At 59.3% G+C, this 15529-nt stretch carries 14 protein-coding genes and 5 tRNA genes; 1 reads left to right on the top strand and 18 read right to left on the bottom strand.

Features of this window, described 5'->3' with window-relative positions; all coding sequences use genetic code 11:
- Positions 1–273: 273 nt before the first annotated feature.
- From OIL77_03155 to serS, 6 genes are all read right to left on the bottom strand, one after another.
- A complete protein-coding gene (locus OIL77_03155) occupies positions 274–2715 on the bottom strand; it encodes a hypothetical protein (GenBank protein ID HJI44421.1) in 2442 nt (813 codons plus the stop codon).
- A gap of 352 nt (positions 2716–3067) precedes the next feature.
- Positions 3068–3144, bottom strand: a tRNA-Arg gene (locus OIL77_03160).
- Positions 3145–3492: 348 nt separating this feature from the next.
- Positions 3493–3569: transfer RNA gene (locus OIL77_03165), tRNA-Arg, on the bottom strand.
- Positions 3570–3733: 164 nt separating this feature from the next.
- A tRNA-Arg gene (locus tag OIL77_03170) sits at positions 3734–3810 on the bottom strand.
- Between the two features lie 77 nt (positions 3811–3887).
- Complete coding sequence (locus tag OIL77_03175) at positions 3888–4265, bottom strand: hypothetical protein (GenBank protein HJI44422.1); 378 nt, start codon at positions 4263–4265, stop codon at positions 3888–3890.
- Positions 4266–4438: 173 nt separating this feature from the next.
- Positions 4439–5722 carry a serine--tRNA ligase gene (serS, locus tag OIL77_03180; GenBank protein HJI44423.1) on the bottom strand — a complete coding sequence of 428 codons (1284 nt, stop codon included), beginning with the start codon at positions 5720–5722 and terminating at the stop codon, positions 4439–4441.
- A gap of 111 nt (positions 5723–5833) precedes the next feature.
- On the opposite strand from serS, the gene OIL77_03185 reads away from it, so the two are divergent.
- Positions 5834–6007, top strand: coding sequence for a hypothetical protein (locus OIL77_03185; protein HJI44424.1), 174 nt, complete (start codon positions 5834–5836; stop codon positions 6005–6007).
- Positions 6008–6164: 157 nt separating this feature from the next.
- Here OIL77_03185 and proC read toward each other — a convergent pair whose 3' ends face one another.
- The 12 genes from proC to OIL77_03245 form a co-directional block, all read right to left on the bottom strand.
- A complete protein-coding gene (gene proC / locus OIL77_03190; protein HJI44425.1) occupies positions 6165–6935 on the bottom strand; it encodes a pyrroline-5-carboxylate reductase in 771 nt (256 codons plus the stop codon).
- A gap of 73 nt (positions 6936–7008) precedes the next feature.
- A complete protein-coding gene (gene rlmH, locus OIL77_03195) occupies positions 7009–7479 on the bottom strand; it encodes a 23S rRNA (pseudouridine(1915)-N(3))-methyltransferase RlmH (GenBank protein HJI44426.1) in 471 nt (156 codons plus the stop codon).
- Between the two features lie 6 nt (positions 7480–7485).
- Positions 7486–8424: an SPFH domain-containing protein gene (locus OIL77_03200; protein HJI44427.1), complete on the bottom strand. Its 939-nt coding sequence runs from the start codon at positions 8422–8424 to the stop codon at positions 7486–7488.
- Between the two features lie 288 nt (positions 8425–8712).
- A tRNA-Leu gene (locus tag OIL77_03205) sits at positions 8713–8799 on the bottom strand.
- A 43-nt stretch (positions 8800–8842) separates the two neighbouring features.
- The gene (locus OIL77_03210) at positions 8843–9760 is read right to left on the bottom strand and encodes a TatD family hydrolase (GenBank protein HJI44428.1); all 918 of its coding nucleotides are present in this window, start codon (positions 9758–9760) and stop codon (positions 8843–8845) included.
- Entirely contained in the window at positions 9750–10610 is an 861-nt protein-coding gene (gene rsmA / locus OIL77_03215) for a 16S rRNA (adenine(1518)-N(6)/adenine(1519)-N(6))-dimethyltransferase RsmA (GenBank protein HJI44429.1), read from the bottom strand. The genes OIL77_03210 and rsmA overlap by 11 nt, the downstream gene beginning before the upstream one ends.
- A 110-nt stretch (positions 10611–10720) precedes the next feature.
- Positions 10721–12322, bottom strand: coding sequence for a methionine--tRNA ligase (gene metG / locus OIL77_03220; GenBank protein ID HJI44430.1), 1602 nt, complete (start codon positions 12320–12322; stop codon positions 10721–10723).
- A gap of 69 nt (positions 12323–12391) precedes the next feature.
- A complete protein-coding gene (gene rsmI, locus OIL77_03225; protein ID HJI44431.1) occupies positions 12392–13270 on the bottom strand; it encodes a 16S rRNA (cytidine(1402)-2'-O)-methyltransferase in 879 nt (292 codons plus the stop codon).
- Between the two features lie 6 nt (positions 13271–13276).
- Positions 13277–14338 (bottom strand): cellulase family glycosylhydrolase, encoded by a 1062-nt coding sequence (locus OIL77_03230; protein ID HJI44432.1) that lies wholly within the window; start codon positions 14336–14338, stop codon positions 13277–13279.
- A 416-nt stretch (positions 14339–14754) separates the two neighbouring features.
- Positions 14755–14827 (bottom strand) — tRNA-Phe (locus tag OIL77_03235).
- Positions 14828–14950: 123 nt separating this feature from the next.
- Complete coding sequence (locus OIL77_03240) at positions 14951–15235, bottom strand: ribbon-helix-helix domain-containing protein (protein HJI44433.1); 285 nt, start codon at positions 15233–15235, stop codon at positions 14951–14953.
- On the bottom strand, positions 15235–15501 hold the full coding sequence (locus tag OIL77_03245; protein HJI44434.1) for a hypothetical protein: 267 nt from the start codon (positions 15499–15501) through the stop codon (positions 15235–15237). The genes OIL77_03240 and OIL77_03245 overlap by 1 nt, the downstream gene beginning before the upstream one ends.
- Positions 15502–15529: the final 28 nt, after the last annotated feature.

Below are 15529 nucleotides of genomic sequence, written 5' to 3' on the forward strand. Positions count from 1 at the left end.
CTGAGTCTGGGAAGAGGTGCCGGGCGGAGGGCGGAGCATGGCCACCGGACCCATCGAAACACATCTCCACCGTTCCTTCAACTGGGAAAACGGCGCCCCCGGGGCCCGGATGGGGCCTCGGGGGCGTTCGGCTAGCTGCGGGAACGGCCTGTCCGCCTAATGTGTTCGGCTGAGATCGGAAATCAACCCGGCGGCTTTATGCCTTACCAATCCTGCCGGGTCCTCCCGCCCGCGCCGATACAAATAGCGCGGTGCGGCCCCTCTATATCGCCCCTACCCCAGCGAGCGGTTGAGGGAGCCGAGCTCGTCGTTGCCCATGGTGCGCCACATTTGGAAGATACAACCGCGCGCCAGGAAAAAGAAACCGTTGTCGACCAGTTGCACAGCGGCATCTGCCAGCTGATTCGTCACGGCGGACACTGGCGGCAGCTCTAGTCCAGCCTTGTGGATGGTCTCGACCGCTTCCTCGAACGTCGGAGGCTCGCTGACGCCCATCTCGTTCATAAGGCCCTGCATTTCTTCCAGCGCGCTGCTGCCCGACTCCTCGCCGCGCGGCACCAGACGGTAACAAGCCAGCGCCAGGTCGAGCTGATCGCAATTCCAATAGGCAAACGCCAAGCGATAGAACAGGTAGCCGATTGCAGAACGATCGCTGGCAATACGTAGGCCGTGGCGCGCCACCTCGATAATCTCGTCAAAGCGCTCCAGACGCGCAAGCACGTTGATGAGCGCAAAGTGCGACTGCATGGACGAGCGCGCCAGATCGTAAAGATGGCGCACCTCGGGCAGTGCTCGTTCAAAGTCCTCTTGCTCGGCGTAAAAGCTGCAGATCTCGTGCTGGGCAAAGTACAGCGCATCGGGCGCACGAAGGATTCGCACAGAGCGGTCTTCTTCCAACACCGGTAGCACCATGCGCACCAGCTGGTTATCGCAAAACTGCGTTTGAACCGGACCTGTCGCCAAAAGCTCGGCGACGGCGCACTTAGCCTCCAACTCCTCGACAAGACGAGAAAAGCCTTCAAAAGCACCTGTACGGTCGACTTTTGCCTGCTCGCGCAATTCAACAACACGGGCCACGTATGGGTCGTCGTCCTCTTCCATGACCTCCAACTCGTCAGCCGTATCGGCAAGCAGCAGATCGCGCAGCGCCGGCGGCAGCGTGCGATGGTCATCACGCGGACGAGCATGAACCTCCGCAGGCTCAATCGTCTCCGGAGCGGTTGACTCATACGCCTCAAGTACACGCTTGCACGACATATCGTCCATGTCCATGCTCTCAAGATCCTTGGCGACAGGCACGCAATCGGCCAGATAGGCCGCACGCCCAAAGAAATACGTTGCAACAACGCGCTCGCCCTGCTCACTGTCGGGAGCAGCAATCTGCACATAGCAGCGCGTGATGCAGGTGCCCGCGGCAAAACACGCTGCCGCAAGCGTGAGTGCCACGCGCGCATCGTGCTCCGCGGCCCAGATCGCGCGCGTGTCCTCGTCCAGCTCGCGCCAGGCGTCATCCTGAGCGTCGTATTCACGTTGCGGCATGGCATCAACGACAGACTGCCCAAACCGAACGAGCATAATCCCCTCGGCAACGTTTACTCGATAGGTATAGTCGAGCCGCGTGACCACGTTGAGCACCTCAACGATTCGCGCAAAACGGGTGCGCACGTCCCACTCGCCGCCCGGTTGGCACGAAACCGTACCCGGTTTGCCCCACGGGTTATCGCTCGAGGCCGTATCGAACAGTCGGGGAACATCGTTGGTCGTCTTGGCGATATGCCACGCATCAAAGAGCGCGCAGCCCTCAAGGCTCGGCGAGGATGCCGCAGGGACCAATCCAGCCCCGATGCGCTCAAGGATGCCGGAGAGACGGTTAAGACGGCACTCGATGGCAAGCAGCATGTCAATCTCGTCCTGGTCCAGCAGGCTGCGATCAAAATTGAGATAGAAAAGCTTTGAGCAATCGATGCGAGCCAGGCTCATCTCGGACTTAGCGGCGATGGTGCGCAAGCGGGGCAAGTCAATTTCGCTCATAAGGGCGGCGGCATAGCGCTCGATACCGCTCGGATTCTCGGCATGGTCAACGCGGTAGAGCAGCGTCTCGATAGCGTCAGGCAGCGGTGTCGTGTTAAAGCCCAAAAACACCTCGACTGGCTCGGGCAACTTTACGAGCTTGATCTTGTCGACAACGTTTTGCATACCCTCGTCGAGTCCGTCGGCGTCCGCCGTGCTCGCAATGGTATTTTCGAAGTCAGCGAATATCACGTAGCGCAGGAACATCGATGCCATGAACTCACCGTAAGGAAGGGAGCGGGTCGAATTCCATGTCTCGTGATCGGACTGCTCGCGCATGGGGCCTTCGGGAGAGCCGACGGTTCGCGCGCACGCGCGCATCGTGCCGTTTGCTCCCCTCACCATAATCTCACCAATACCGGAGTCCGAGTCGTCAAGGACCAGTTCCATGTCGGGATCGTTGGGCAGCGGAGCCTCGCTAACGGGGCGGTCCACCTTGTACACCTCACCCGAAACGCTTACGTAACCCAAAAGCGACACATGGCTTTTGCCAACGAATTCGACGACATAACAAGATTCATGCTGATCCTCGCCAAAGAGTTTCCAGGCCACGCCATATGAGCGTCCCGCAGGCTGCTCGGGCATCACCGGAAAGCGCTTCTTGGGATCGAGAAACCTGAGCTTGTATGTCGGACGCTCTGCCACGAAATATCACCCTGATCGGTCGCTTGAGAAGGAGTGGTCGCGAATAAGTCGCGACATCTACTCGGAATCTTACACGAGTCGACACGAAATCGTCCCTTTGGACAAAAGCACTCAAGCTAGCGCAAAAGAAAAGCCCCCGTTGCCGGGAGCTTTAATCTCAAATGGTGCGGCGTATAGGATTCCGCGCATCCGCTGCGCGGATCCGCACCGGCTTCGCCCGCCTGCCGGCGCGCTCGCCCGCGGGCTAAAAACGCTCCGCGTTTTCTTTACGCCCGCGCCTCGACCGAGGTTCGAATCAATGCGGTGTTTACGTAAAAGAAAAGCCCCCGTTGCCGGGAGCTTTAATCTCAAATGGTGCGGCGTATAGGATTCGAACCTATGACGTTCTGATTCGTAGTCAGACCCTCTATCCAGCTGAGGTAACGCCGCGACTTATTGATTATTATGCACAGGAACTGAATAATGGTCAAGCATTTTTTCAAAAAAAGTTATCGAATTTGATTTTTAATCATTTGGAGGGCTTGGCGCGATCTTCGACGCATCGCGATATAAGAAAAGCCCCCGTCGCCGGGAGCTTTAAAGTCAATTGGTGCGGCGTATAGGATTCCGCGCATCCGCTGCACGGATCCGCACCGGCTTCGCCCGCCTGCCGGCGGACTCGCCCGCTCGCTAAAAACGCTCCGCGTTTTCTTGACGCTCGCGCCTCGAACGAGGTTCGAATCTCCGCAATGCTCCCATATAAGAAAAGCCCCCGTTGCCGGGAGCTTTAAAGTCAATTGGTGCGGCGTATAGGATTCGAACCTATGACGTTCTGATTCGTAGTCAGACCCTCTATCCAGCTGAGGTAACGCCGCAACGCACGGATTATTATGCACGCGAGCCCCCGATGGGTCAAGCGACAATTAGAAAAAATTTTACGGAGTGATAATTAAGTTGTTCGTGCCTCGACCGAGGTTCGAATCCATGCGGTGTTGCCATAAAAGAAAAGCCCCCGTTGCCGGAGGCTTTCAATTTCAATTGGTGCGGCGTATAGGATTCGAACCTATGACGTTCTGATTCGTAGTCAGACCCTCTATCCAGCTGAGGTAACGCCGCAGCGCAAGACATATAAAACCACTTTAGCTTATTGGAGTCAAGCACAATTTCAAACTTTTTTGTGGAACGCAGTCTTGTCATGCTGCTCCGCATATACCGCCATTCCCCGTACGATCGATTGGCTTTTCGATCACGTCAAACTTAGCATCAAGTTCCCTCAGGAGCGATCTCACCCGCTGGGCACAATCATAATCGGCAAACGAGATACTCAACATGCGAGCAACCTGGTTAGATGTCCGGACCCCATAGAAATGCTCCAGGGCCACAAGCCCCTCGTGCGCCACAAACGTCTCAACCACATGCGGCGACTCCTCGTAGCACCATTGGGTCAACGGACCCTCACTCGTCTGTCGAACCACCAGGCCACCCATGCCAGACGGCTCACACGTCACAAGCAGGTACTCTCCGCCCTCGTCGCTCTCAAACAAAACCACCCAATCATCAAACAGCTCCATCGCGTCCCCTTTCTCTCGCTCTTATTTAGCAAAAGCATAGCAGGTAGATGGCTGTATACAGAACAGTTGTTCGTGTGTTTTCTATTGAGCTGTCCGCACGGCATGGTATGGACCTGCGCACGAAATAGGGCGCCCCCGAAGGAGCGCCCTTGCATATCGCCTATGCAGCCAAGTTACGCGACCGGCTCGATCTTCTCGAGGCCGCCCATGTAGGGACGCAGGACCTCGGGGATCGTGATGGTGCCGTCGGCGTTCTGGTAGTTCTCCAGAATGGCAGCCATGGTACGGCCAGCCGGCAGGCCGGAACCGTTAAGGGTGTGCAGGTAGCGCGAACCCTTGAAGTTCTCGGGGTCGCGATACTTGATGTTGGCGCGACGGGCCTGGAAGTCACCGCAGTTGGAGCAGGAGCTGATCTCCTTGTAGGCGTTGTAGCTCGGCAGCCAGACCTCGATGTCGTAGGTCTGACGGGCAGAGAAGCCCAAGTCGCCGGTGCACAGGCTAATCACGCGATACGGAAGGCCCAGCTGCTGCAGCAGGTACTCGGCCTCGGCGGTCATGCTTTCGAGCTCCCCGTCGGACTCCTCCGGCTTAGCGAACTTGACCATCTCGACCTTGTCGAACTCGTGCTGACGGATGATGCCGCGGGTGTCGCGACCGGCGGAACCGGCCTCCTCGCGGAAGCAAGGGGTGAAGGCGGTGTAGCGGCGCGGCAGGGTGTCGGCGTCGAGGACCTCGCCGGCGTGCAGGTTGGTGAGCACGACCTCGGCGGTGGGGATCAGGAAGTTGTCGCCCGAGACGTGATAGGCGTCGTCCTCGAACTTGGGCAGCTGACCCGTGCCAAACATGGTCTGACGCTTGACGACGATGGGCGGCCACCACTCCTTGAAGCCACGGCTCGTGTGCGTGTCCAGGAAGAAGTTGATAAGGGCGCGCTCCAGGCGGGCGCCGGCGCCACCGAGAACGGTGAAGCGGCTGCCGGAGAGCTTGTTGCCGCGCTCGAAGTCGAGGATGTCCAGATCGGTGCCCAGGTCCCAGTGCGGCTTAAAGTCGAAGTCGAACTCGCGCGGGGTGCCCCAGCGGCGACGCTCGATGTTCTCGTCCTCGTCCTTACCGTACGGGGTGGCATCGCACGGAATGTTGGGCAGGTGAGCCATGAAGTCGTACTGCTCCTGCTCAAGAGCGGTACGGCGCTCGGCCAGACCGTCGATCTTCTCGTTGACGGCGCGCACGGCCTCCTTGGCGGCCTCGGCCTCGTCCTTCTTGCCCTCCTTCATCAGGGCGCCAATCTTCTTGGACTCGGCGTTACGCGTGGCCTGGAGCTCCTCGACCTCGGTGATGACGGCACGGCGCTCGTCGTCGAGTTCAAAGAACTTCTCGCGATCCCAAGACGTCTGGCGATTTGCCATGGCGGTATCGATGGCATCGGGGTTCTCGCGAACAAACTTGATATCAAGCATTAGATCCTCCGGCGATATACATTCCATTTAGGTTGCAACCTTGTACATGTATGGGCAAGTATATACTTATGAGCGTTTACGACCCAACCCAACTACGCAAGAAGGCACCCAATGGACGCAGTTTTTTCCTTTTTGTTTGGCACCCGCACCGGTTTTGCCATCCTTTTCGCCGGCGGCATCCTGTTATTTGCGATTCTTGCCTTTGTAATGGAGAAGCGTACCCATAAGATGTACGTCGACCGCGGACCCAAGTCCGAGGATGAGGAAGACAGCTTCTGGGACTAACCTGCCAAAAAGGGACAGGTTTATTTTGGTCGGTTTTATCTGGGCAAACGCAAGCGCCCCGCAACCGGTAACGATCCGGTTGCGGGGCGCTTTTCGCATATACGACAAAACCGCAGGAAAAACCTGCCAAAATAAACCTGTCCCTAAATGGCAGGTTTTACTGGAGAGTTGCGTCGATGGCCTTGACCAGGGCGCTGCGCATGCCGGCATCCTCGAGCGCGATGACGCCCTTGATGGTGGCACCGCCGGGCGAGCACACGGCATCCTTCATCGCTGCGGGATGCTGACCGGTTGCGAGCTGCAGCTTTGCCGTACCCAGCACCATCTGGCTCACAATGCGATAGGCATCGGCGCGCGGGATACCGTGCTTGACCGCCGCATCGCTCAGGGCCTCGATCGCCATGGCGACGAATGCCGGAGCGCAACCACCCACCGTGCCGCCCACAAACAGCAGGCTCGTATCGAGCTCAACCACCGCACCGAGCTTGCCAAGCAGATCAAGCACCACTGCGCTCTGTTCATCACTAAGCGTGGAAGCCTTCTCGCAAGCTATGACGCCCTCGCCCACCGAAACCGGTGTGTTGGGCACCGTCGAGATATGCGCGACGCCCGGCAGGACCTGCTCCCACTTGGCACTGTCCCAGGTCCAGGCAACCGACAGAACGACCTTTTTGGCAAGAGCATCCTTGAGCGGGGCGAATACCTTCTCGATCATGTACGGCTTGACCGCAGCGACCACGATATCGGATGCGGAGACAACCTCGGCGGCATCGTGGCAAGCGGCCATGCCGCGCGCCTCGCAGCGCTCAACCAGTGCGTCGTAGCGACCCGCGCAGGCGCACATGTCGCTCGCAGCTACACCGGCAGCGATCCAGCCATCGGCCATAGCGCTCGCCATATTGCCAAAACCGACAAATCCAATCTTCATATCTCATAGTCCTTTCAGACACATTCCTCAAAACGAAAGGTATTGTCCCACGCCATTGTTTCGTATTGCCGACCTATTTGTGATACGGCTCGCCACGACTGATCTTGCAGGCACGGTAAATCTGCTCTAGCAGCACCACACGCGCCAGGTTATGCGGCAAGGTAATGCGTCCAAAGCTGAGCATCTCGTCGGCGCGGGCGCGCACCTCATCACTCACGCCGTCCGAACCGCCGATTACAAAGGCAATGTCGCTACTGCCTCGCAGCATAAGATCGTCGAGCCTCGCCGAGAGCTCCTCACTCGAACGCTCCTTGCCCTCAATGGCCAGCAAGATCACATGCGCTCGAGACGGCAAGGCAGCAAGAATCGCCGCCCCCTCCTTGTCACGCGCAGCATCCACGCCGCCCGCCTTAGCCGGGTCGATATCGGCCACCTCGCGGATATCAACCTTGGCATAGGCACCCAGGCGCTTGGTGTACTCAGCGCACGCGTCCTTCCAAAAGCGCTCCTTGAGCTTACCAACACAAACGACGGTGTATTTCACGCGCGCCTACTCCTTCGAATCGTTTTGAACTTTGCCGGCGGCCAGCACCTGCTCGAACATCGAGGCCGACTGCGAAAAGTCGCTCGGCAGCACGACCGTCGAGTTTTTGCCCGTACGTGCGAACTCCGTCATCATCTCGGACCACTGCGTAAACATAAACAGCTGGTTGGCCTCGTCGTTACCGACGCCCGTCTCCTGGATAATCTCGAGCGAATCCTTGATGCCCAGCGCGATGGCCTTGCGCTGGTTGGCGATGCCTTCGCCCGCCTTTTCCATTGCCTCAGCCTCGGCGGTCGCCTCGGTGACGCGCTTGATGCGGTCGGCCTCAGCGAGCTCCTGTGCCGCAGCGCGCTTGCGCTGGGCGGCGTTGATGTCGTTCATGGAGTTCTCGACCTCGGTCGGCAGTGCAATCTTGGTGATGAGCGTCGACACGAGGGTGAAGCCGTAGGCGGCCATCTGCTCGGAAACGGTAGCGTTGACATCCTTGGCGATGTCGTCCTTCTTGGCAAAGACCTCATCGAGTGTGTAGACGGGAATCGAAGAGCGCAGGGCGTCGGTGATGAAGTCACGCATCTGGTCGACGGGCTCCTGCAGCATATAGTAGCTCTTGTAGATGCCCGAATCTGCCGGGCCGGCGCCCATGTCATAGCTCACGTGGTACTGAGCAGAGACCTCAAGGCCGATGGTCACGTTGTCCTGGGTCTTAACGTCGATACCAAAACCGTTTTTCATGGTTCGCAGGCTCACCGTAGCGGCTTTGCGGTCAATCACGGGTACCTTCATGTGGAAGCCCGCGTTGACGATGCGGTTGAACTTGCCTAAGCGTTCGATGATCACAGCATGCTGCTGTTCAACGACATAGCAGGCGCTGGGAAGCAGCAGCAACAGAATGATGATGGGGATCAAAAGGCTGGTAAGGGCGGCGATGATACCGGAAAACAGCATGGTCTCTCCTCTGATAGGCACACGTTGGCATTAGGATACCCGTCCAAGGAGATCGTGCATAACAAAAAAGCTCCCATTGCTGGGAGCTCTTTCATTTAATGGTGCGGGCGAAAGGACGTCCGCGTATCCGCTTCGCGGATCCGCACCGGCTTCGCCCGCCTGCCGGCGGACTCGCCAGCTCGCTAAAAACGCTCCGCGTTTTCTTGACGCTCGCTCCTTCACAGGTTCAAGTCCCTGCGATGGGCCCATAACAAAAAAGCTCCCATTGCTGGGAGCTCTTTCATTCAATGGTGCGGGCGAAAGGACTTGAACCTTCATGGGGTTGCCCCCATACGGACCTGAACCGTACGCGTCTGCCAATTCCGCCACGCCCGCGTGCAGGAATTAGAATAACGGAGCGCCACCGCGAACGCAAGAACTATTTTTGAAAAAGTTTGCAGGCGTTTTCCCAGGCGGCTCGAGCGATTGCTTCGGCGTCCTCGCCGGTACGATCGACGCGGTCGTTGACCAGCGCGTTTGCCGTAATGGAAATCATTGCGGGCTCGCACTCAAGACCGCGGATCGGCTCCGGCGCCATGTACGGGCAGTCCGTCTCAAACAAAATACGGTCGAGCGGGGTTGCCGCGAATGCCTCGCGCACGTCATCGTTGCGCTTAAAGGTGGCCGCGCCGCCATAGGCGATATAGCAGCCCAAGCCCACAAAGCGCTCCATCGTGGCGCGGTCCTCGCCAAAGCAGTGCAGCACGCAACCGGCCTGAGGCACACCTACCTCGCGAAGCACGTTGTAGGCGTCCGTGTGCGACGTACGCTCTTGGTCGGTGTCCTCGTGCCGCAAATGCAGCTCCACCGGCACGTTGCGACGCACGGCAACTTCGAGCTGACGCGCCATGCAATCAATCTGCACGTCATGAGGCGCCGGCGCAATGTCGTCGTCATAATCCATGTGGTAGTCCAGACCGATCTCGCCGATACCAACACACAACGGATCGTCGAGCGCAGCAACAACCTGCGCGTGAATGCCGTCGGTATAGTCCGGTGCGCCATAGGGGTGCACGCCGGCAAGATACTTGATCTGTGGAATATCCCGCATCGGCAGAATCTCGTGCGTCAGCCAGTCGCTATAGTCCGTCACGCTTCGTTTGTCGGCAATGGGATCGAAGACCGTCACCAACAGGTCGACGCCCGCGGCTTTAGCGCGCACGAGCGTCTCGGGCACTTCCTTGTCCCAAAATGAGAGCAGATGCGCGTGGGTATCGGCAAGTGGTGCCAGCGGCTCCGGACAGACGACCGTTTTCTTTTTCTTGGTAAACATCACGCGTTCGGCATTAAGCGTCATGGGATAGCTCCTGGGCCAGATGGACAAAGTCCGCAACGTCAAGTGTCTCGGCACGCGACGTGGGCGCGATACCACAAGTCTCAAAGGCAGCATCGAGCACGTCCTTGGCAAAGCCGTTGGCGCTCATGGAGTTGCGAATGGTCTTGCGGCGCTGGGCAAATGCGGCGTCAATCACGCGAGTCACAAAGTCGCGGTCAAGCCCCTCGGGCAGTGCGCCATCAACACGGTCGATACGCACGACGGCGGAGTCCACATGCGGTGCCGGCATGAAGCAGCGCGGCGGCACCTCAAAGCGACCCATCACCTGCGCATACAGGCCCAGCTTGGCCGTATAGCCGCCATAGGTTTTGTTACCGGGAACTGCGGCAATGCGATCGGCAACTTCCTTTTGCACCATGACCACGGCACGCTTGAGCGCGGGCATCGTCTGGAAAAACTGCAAGATGATCGTCGCTGCCACGTTATAGGGCAGGTTCGCGACAAACACCGTGGGCTCGCCGCCGGCGGCCTGCCCAATCTGCTCCGGCGTCACCTTGAGCGCGTCGCCCATGATAAAACGGAAGTTGGCGTAGTCGGCGGCGTGGGCATCGAGCACCGGCTCAAGCTCGGGATCGGCCTCGATCGACGTGACACACGCCGCCTCCTGCAGCAGCGCAAGCGTGAGCGTACCAACGCCCGGGCCAACCTCGAGCACGCGCTCATCGCCCGTGAGCTCGGAAAGCTCGCAGATACGCTCGATCACATGATTGTCGATTAGAAAGTTCTGGCCCAGGCGATGCTTGGTCGCAAGGCCAAACTCCTCCAGCAGCTCCCTGGTGGCCGTGGGGTTTGCCAAAGGCGAAGTTGTCATGGTTGCCTCCTTAGCATGATGGCGGCGTCTTGAAACAAAAGGGCATGGACCGTGGCGGCCATGCCCTTACAGCTAAACAGCAAATTGCCGATATGGCGCTCGCGCGGTCTCTACGCCAGACGCGGGAACAGCGGATCGCCCTTCTCGACGGGCTGACCGCCGGCAAGCAGGCCCCAAGTACAAATGCCCTTGAGGTCGTCGCTCGCGGCCTCGCCCTCACAGGACAGGCGGCGCAGGGCCTCGACAGAAGTCTGGGGCATGAGCGGCATCAGCAGGTGAGCGGCAATGCGGATGGCCTCGAGCAGGTTGTAGATCACAAATGCCAGCTCGTCAGCCTTGGCCTCGTCCTTGGCAAGCGCCCAGGGCTCGGAGTCCTCGATGTAGTGGTTGGCGGCATGGATGAGCTCCATGACCTCATCCTTGGCTCCGCCGTAATCGAGCACGTCCATCTTGGCCATGTAGCGCTCGACCAGGCCATCGGCGATCTTTGCCAGCGGGTTGTCGAACGCATCGAACGACGCGGGCTTGGCGGGCGCGCAACCGTCAAAGTACTTGCCGCTCATGTTGAGCGAACGCGAGATAAGGTTGCCCCAGCTGTTGGCCAGGTCGGCGTTGTAGACCTGCTCCATGCGATCGAAGCTGATGGCACCGTCGGTGCCGGGGACGACGTCGGTCATGAAGTAGTAGCGATAGCCCTCGACGCCCAGCATGTCGATAACGTCCTGCGGAGCGATGGCGTTGCCGCGGCTCTTGGACATCTTCTCGGCCTTGCCGGTCTCGGCATTGCGCACGGTCAGGAAGCCGTGGGCAAAGACGTGCTCGGGCAGGGCCTCGCCGATGGCCATGAGCATGGCGGGCCAAATGACGCAGTGGAAGCGGATGATGTCCTTACCCACGATGTGGAACTGCGCGGGCCAGCGATAGGCCAGCTCGGCACGCGCCTCGTCGGTGTCGACACCGTAGCCGACGGCCGTCATATAGTTGAGCAGCGCATCGAACCACACGTAGGTCACGTGACCCTCGTCAAACGGGACCTGAATGCCCCAGTCAAAGCTCGTACGGCTCACGGAAAGGTCATTAAGGCCGCCCTCGACAAAGCTACGTACCTCGTTCATGCGGAACGCAGGCTCGACAAAGTCGGGGTGCTCGTCGTAAAGCTTGAGCAGCTTATCCTGGAAAGCGGAAAGCTTAAAGAAGTAGGACTCCTCCTGCACGCGCTCAAGCGGACGGTGGCAGTCGGGGCACAGGTGCTGGCCGACGCTGCCGTACTCCTCGTCGCCCTTCTGGACCTGCGTATCGGTAAAGTAGGTCTCGTCAGGCACGCAATACCAGCCGTCGTAGCTGCCCTTATACAGGTAGCCGGACTCCTTCATGCGCTCCCACAGGTACTGCACGGCATGGTGCTGGCGCGGCTCGGTGGTGCGGATGAAGTCATCATTGGAAATCTCGAGCTTGCTCCAAAGCTCCTTGAAGTGCGGAGCCTGGCTATCGGTCCACTCCTGCGGCGTCATGTTGTGCTTGGCTGCGGCCTCGGCGACCTTCTCGCCGTGCTCGTCCATGCCGGTCAGGAACTTGACGTTATAGCCGGCGGAGCGACGATAGCGAGCCTGAACGTCGGCGATGATGGTGGAATAAGCCGTGCCCAGGTGCGGATCGGCGTTGACGTAGTAGATGGGCGTCGTGATAAAGAACGAAGGCTTGCTTTGATCCATGGGGTTTGTCCTCCAGAAAAACGTTGCATACAGGGGATGATTCTAGCGCAAGGGCTGGATATCCTCCATCTATTGCATATCGAGCACCATGGCATAGACATCGCGCTTGCGGCGCGAATACTTCTGAGACAGGCGCTTGGCCACCGCAGAGGCGGGCTCCCCCTCCTCGAGCGCGGCGCGGATATCCTCGCGCAGGGCCTCGTCGGGATCCGCTGCCGCGGCGCCAACCGGCACGATACCGGCCTCCTCATCCTCGCTCGGCGGCGCGATGACCAGCGCAATCTCGCCCTTTACCTCGCCGCGAGCACGCAGCTCCTCGGCAAGCTGAGCAGCGGGCCCGCGCAAGACCTCCTCGTGCAGCTTGGTGAGTTCGCGGCAGACGGCAACCTCACGCTGGGGAAAGACCTCCGCCACGGCCTCGAGCGTCGCCACGATGCGATGTGGAGACTCGTAGAAGATGAGCGCGCCGGGCACCACGGCAAGGCGCTGCAGTCGGCGCACGCGGTCGCCGTGCTTGCGACCCAAAAAGCCTTCGAAGAAGAAATGCTCGCAGGGAATGCCGGACGAAACAAGCGCCGTGACGCAAGCAGAGGGCCCGGGAATAACTTCGACGGGCACATCGGCCTCACGCGCCGCCTCAACTAGCGCCTGGCCGGGATCGGACACGCTCGGCATGCCGGCGTCCGAGGCAAAGGCGAGGGTCTCCCCCGCCAGCAGACGGTCGACTAGGCCGGCGGCGCGGCTGGCGATCACATTCTCGTCGCAACGGACAAGCGGCTTGGAAATGCCCAGGTGCATCAGCAGCTTTGACGTCACACGCGTGTCTTCGCAGCAGATGGCATCGGCGGCGGCAAACGCCTCGCCAACGCGCGGGGACAGGTCGCCCAGGTTGCCGATGGGCGTGCCGACCACATAGAGTTTGCCCGTATGGGCGCTGTTTTGCGTCATATCAACCTATTCAATCATGCCGCGCTCGAGCGTACCGAGCGCCGCGCGGGCGTCCCATGCTGCAATGCGCTTCTCGGTCTTCCACGTTTGGAAGAACCAACCGGCAGCCGGCGCAAACGAAGCCAGCTGATTGGCGATAAACACGCGCTCGTAGGCATTGCGGCCCTCGGGCGTAACCGACGAGTTGGCAAAGATCGCCGCGCCCGACCATTCGCCCACCAGCACGGGGAACCCAGTCGAAATCGCTTCTTTGAGCTCGCGCTTGTTGCGCGAAATCGCCGTCGTCAGCCCGCGGGGGCTCGTGATATCGAGCGCATGCTCGTCACGGTAATGGTACAGGTGAAGGTCCATGTAGACGTTCTTATACTTGGCGTCGCGCATAAAATGCTTCCACTCGCTGGGATGCCCCGACGACGAGAAGACGACGATCTTATCCTCGGGCATATATGAACGGACGAGCTCATAGGCATCGCGATAGAAGTTGCGCAGGTAGTGCGCCGGAATGCCATCCGTCATGGTGAAGAGGCTCTTGCGGACACTCATCTGCGGCGTATCCAGCAGCTCAATGCCCAGCAGGCTCTCGGCCTCGCCGTAGCGATCGGCCAGGCGCTCGAGCACGTCGAGCGCAACATGACGGCCGTTGGTGGACGAATGCCACTCGGCAACAGCCTCTGGCGTGGCGGGCGAATCATTGGAATCGCCCTGGCCACCGGGCACAGTTGCTAGATCAAGCAGCACGCGGATGTCGTACTTGGCAGCCCACTCAATCGCACGGTCAATGTAGTCGACAACCGAGATGTAGGACGCATCGGACTCCTGCGAGCCAAAGGCATACCAGGGCACCGGCAGACGCACGGCATTGAGACCGATCTGCGCCATGCGACGGAAATCGTCCTCGCTCACAAACGTCTCGTAATGACGGCGCATGCGCTCGTTATAGGCGGCGGTGCCCATGGCCTCCTGCAGCTCGGCCGCGTTGGATGCACCGGTCGCCGCGTATAGCGACGGGGTCACCCAAGGCTCGGGAATAAACCAGCCAGAGAGATTAACGCCGAGTATCCTCTCCATCACTGCCCCCTTCGGATCGTGCAGGCCGAGCCTGCATCGTATTGCATAGGAAAAGTATCGTTTTGAGTATACCCGCGCGTGCGGACAGACGACCGAACGGTCTGTAAAGTGGCGCAAAAGCGGGAGGAATATCTGGGCGGGCCCGAGATGGCGCGCCGAGATGTACATATGCGCCGGAAGTAGGCGGCCGAAAAGCGCATCCCGTTCTGAGCGCGGGATCTGGGACGCAGTTTCCGCCAAAGACCGCAAAAGGAAAGCACATCCCATTCTGACGCCGGATTCCGGGTCGCGCTTTCCCAAGCGGCCTCAAAGCGGAAAACGCATCCCACTCTGAAGCCAAATTCCGGGACGCAATTTCCGCAGAGCCCTCAATAAAAGAAAAGGACCCCTTTGCAGAGGTCCTAGTCAATTCAAGGTGGCGGGGAAGGGAATCGAACCCCTGACACGAGGATTTTCAGTCCTCTGCTCTACCAACTGAGCTACCCAGCCATTTGAGGTGTGCCTTGTTTCAAGGCTTGATTAGTATAACCAAGGACGCGTTCCGGTCAACCGAGAATTTTAAAAAAGTTTTTGGGCACAGCCTCGGTTCTATAAATCGGCACGTCAGAGGCATCAGCCGGCAGCAAGAAGTTTTTCACTCAGAGCCGCACGGGCAAACTCACTTGGCGTCATCCCCTCGGCAGCCGCCCGTCGACGAATGGCCTCCTTCATTCCCAGAGGAATCTTGACCGACAGCGTTGCCGTCCCCTCACCTGAGAGCGGGGGCCGTCCATGCACGATCCCACCAACGGTGTGTTCGCCATCCGGAAACTCTCCGCGCTCGTACGACTCGCACCACGCGTCAATCATTTCATCCGTTACAACCTGACCATTAGCGGCCGTATACGTCTTGCCCATCATCGACCCCTTTGCCGAGCCTGTTCAATCTCCTGCCAAAATTTCTTCTGGACTGGAGACAAGGCATGAATGATAAGCAGCCCACGGACAAGCTCGACCGCGACAAGCTCCACGCTTCGTCCGTCTGAGAGCCATCCAATTGCAAGCCATCTCGGCGGCTCGTCCTTCGGCTCGCGACGAATGCACTCAGTAACCGCAAGCCAAGCGCTAAGCACCTGCTTTTCCGTCAGGTGCTTTTTAGCGTTGGGATGGATCTCAACATCCATGCATCTTCTCCTCCATCTTACCCAATTT

The organism is Coriobacteriaceae bacterium, from assembly GCA_025993015.1.
Classification (GTDB): domain Bacteria; phylum Actinomycetota; class Coriobacteriia; order Coriobacteriales; family Coriobacteriaceae; genus Collinsella.

Coding starts and splice junctions, on each gene's coding strand:
- rsmA (HJI44429.1), bottom strand. CDS start 10,610: ATGACAACTTCGCCTTTGGCAAACCCCACGGCCACCAGGGAGCTGCTG.
- OIL77_03185 (HJI44424.1), top strand. CDS start 5,834: ATGGACGCAGTTTTTTCCTTTTTGTTTGGCACCCGCACCGGTTTTGCC.
- OIL77_03210 (HJI44428.1), bottom strand. CDS start 9,760: ATGACGCTTAATGCCGAACGCGTGATGTTTACCAAGAAAAAGAAAACG.
- proC (HJI44425.1), bottom strand. CDS start 6,935: ATGAAGATTGGATTTGTCGGTTTTGGCAATATGGCGAGCGCTATGGCC.
- OIL77_03200 (HJI44427.1), bottom strand. CDS start 8,424: ATGCTGTTTTCCGGTATCATCGCCGCCCTTACCAGCCTTTTGATCCCC.
- serS (HJI44423.1), bottom strand. CDS start 5,722: ATGCTTGATATCAAGTTTGTTCGCGAGAACCCCGATGCCATCGATACC.
- OIL77_03230 (HJI44432.1), bottom strand. CDS start 14,338: ATGGAGAGGATACTCGGCGTTAATCTCTCTGGCTGGTTTATTCCCGAG.
- OIL77_03240 (HJI44433.1), bottom strand. CDS start 15,235: ATGGGCAAGACGTATACGGCCGCTAATGGTCAGGTTGTAACGGATGAA.
- OIL77_03175 (HJI44422.1), bottom strand. CDS start 4,265: ATGGAGCTGTTTGATGATTGGGTGGTTTTGTTTGAGAGCGACGAGGGC.
- rsmI (HJI44431.1), bottom strand. CDS start 13,270: ATGACGCAAAACAGCGCCCATACGGGCAAACTCTATGTGGTCGGCACG.
- OIL77_03245 (HJI44434.1), bottom strand. CDS start 15,501: ATGGATGTTGAGATCCATCCCAACGCTAAAAAGCACCTGACGGAAAAG.
- metG (HJI44430.1), bottom strand. CDS start 12,322: ATGGATCAAAGCAAGCCTTCGTTCTTTATCACGACGCCCATCTACTAC.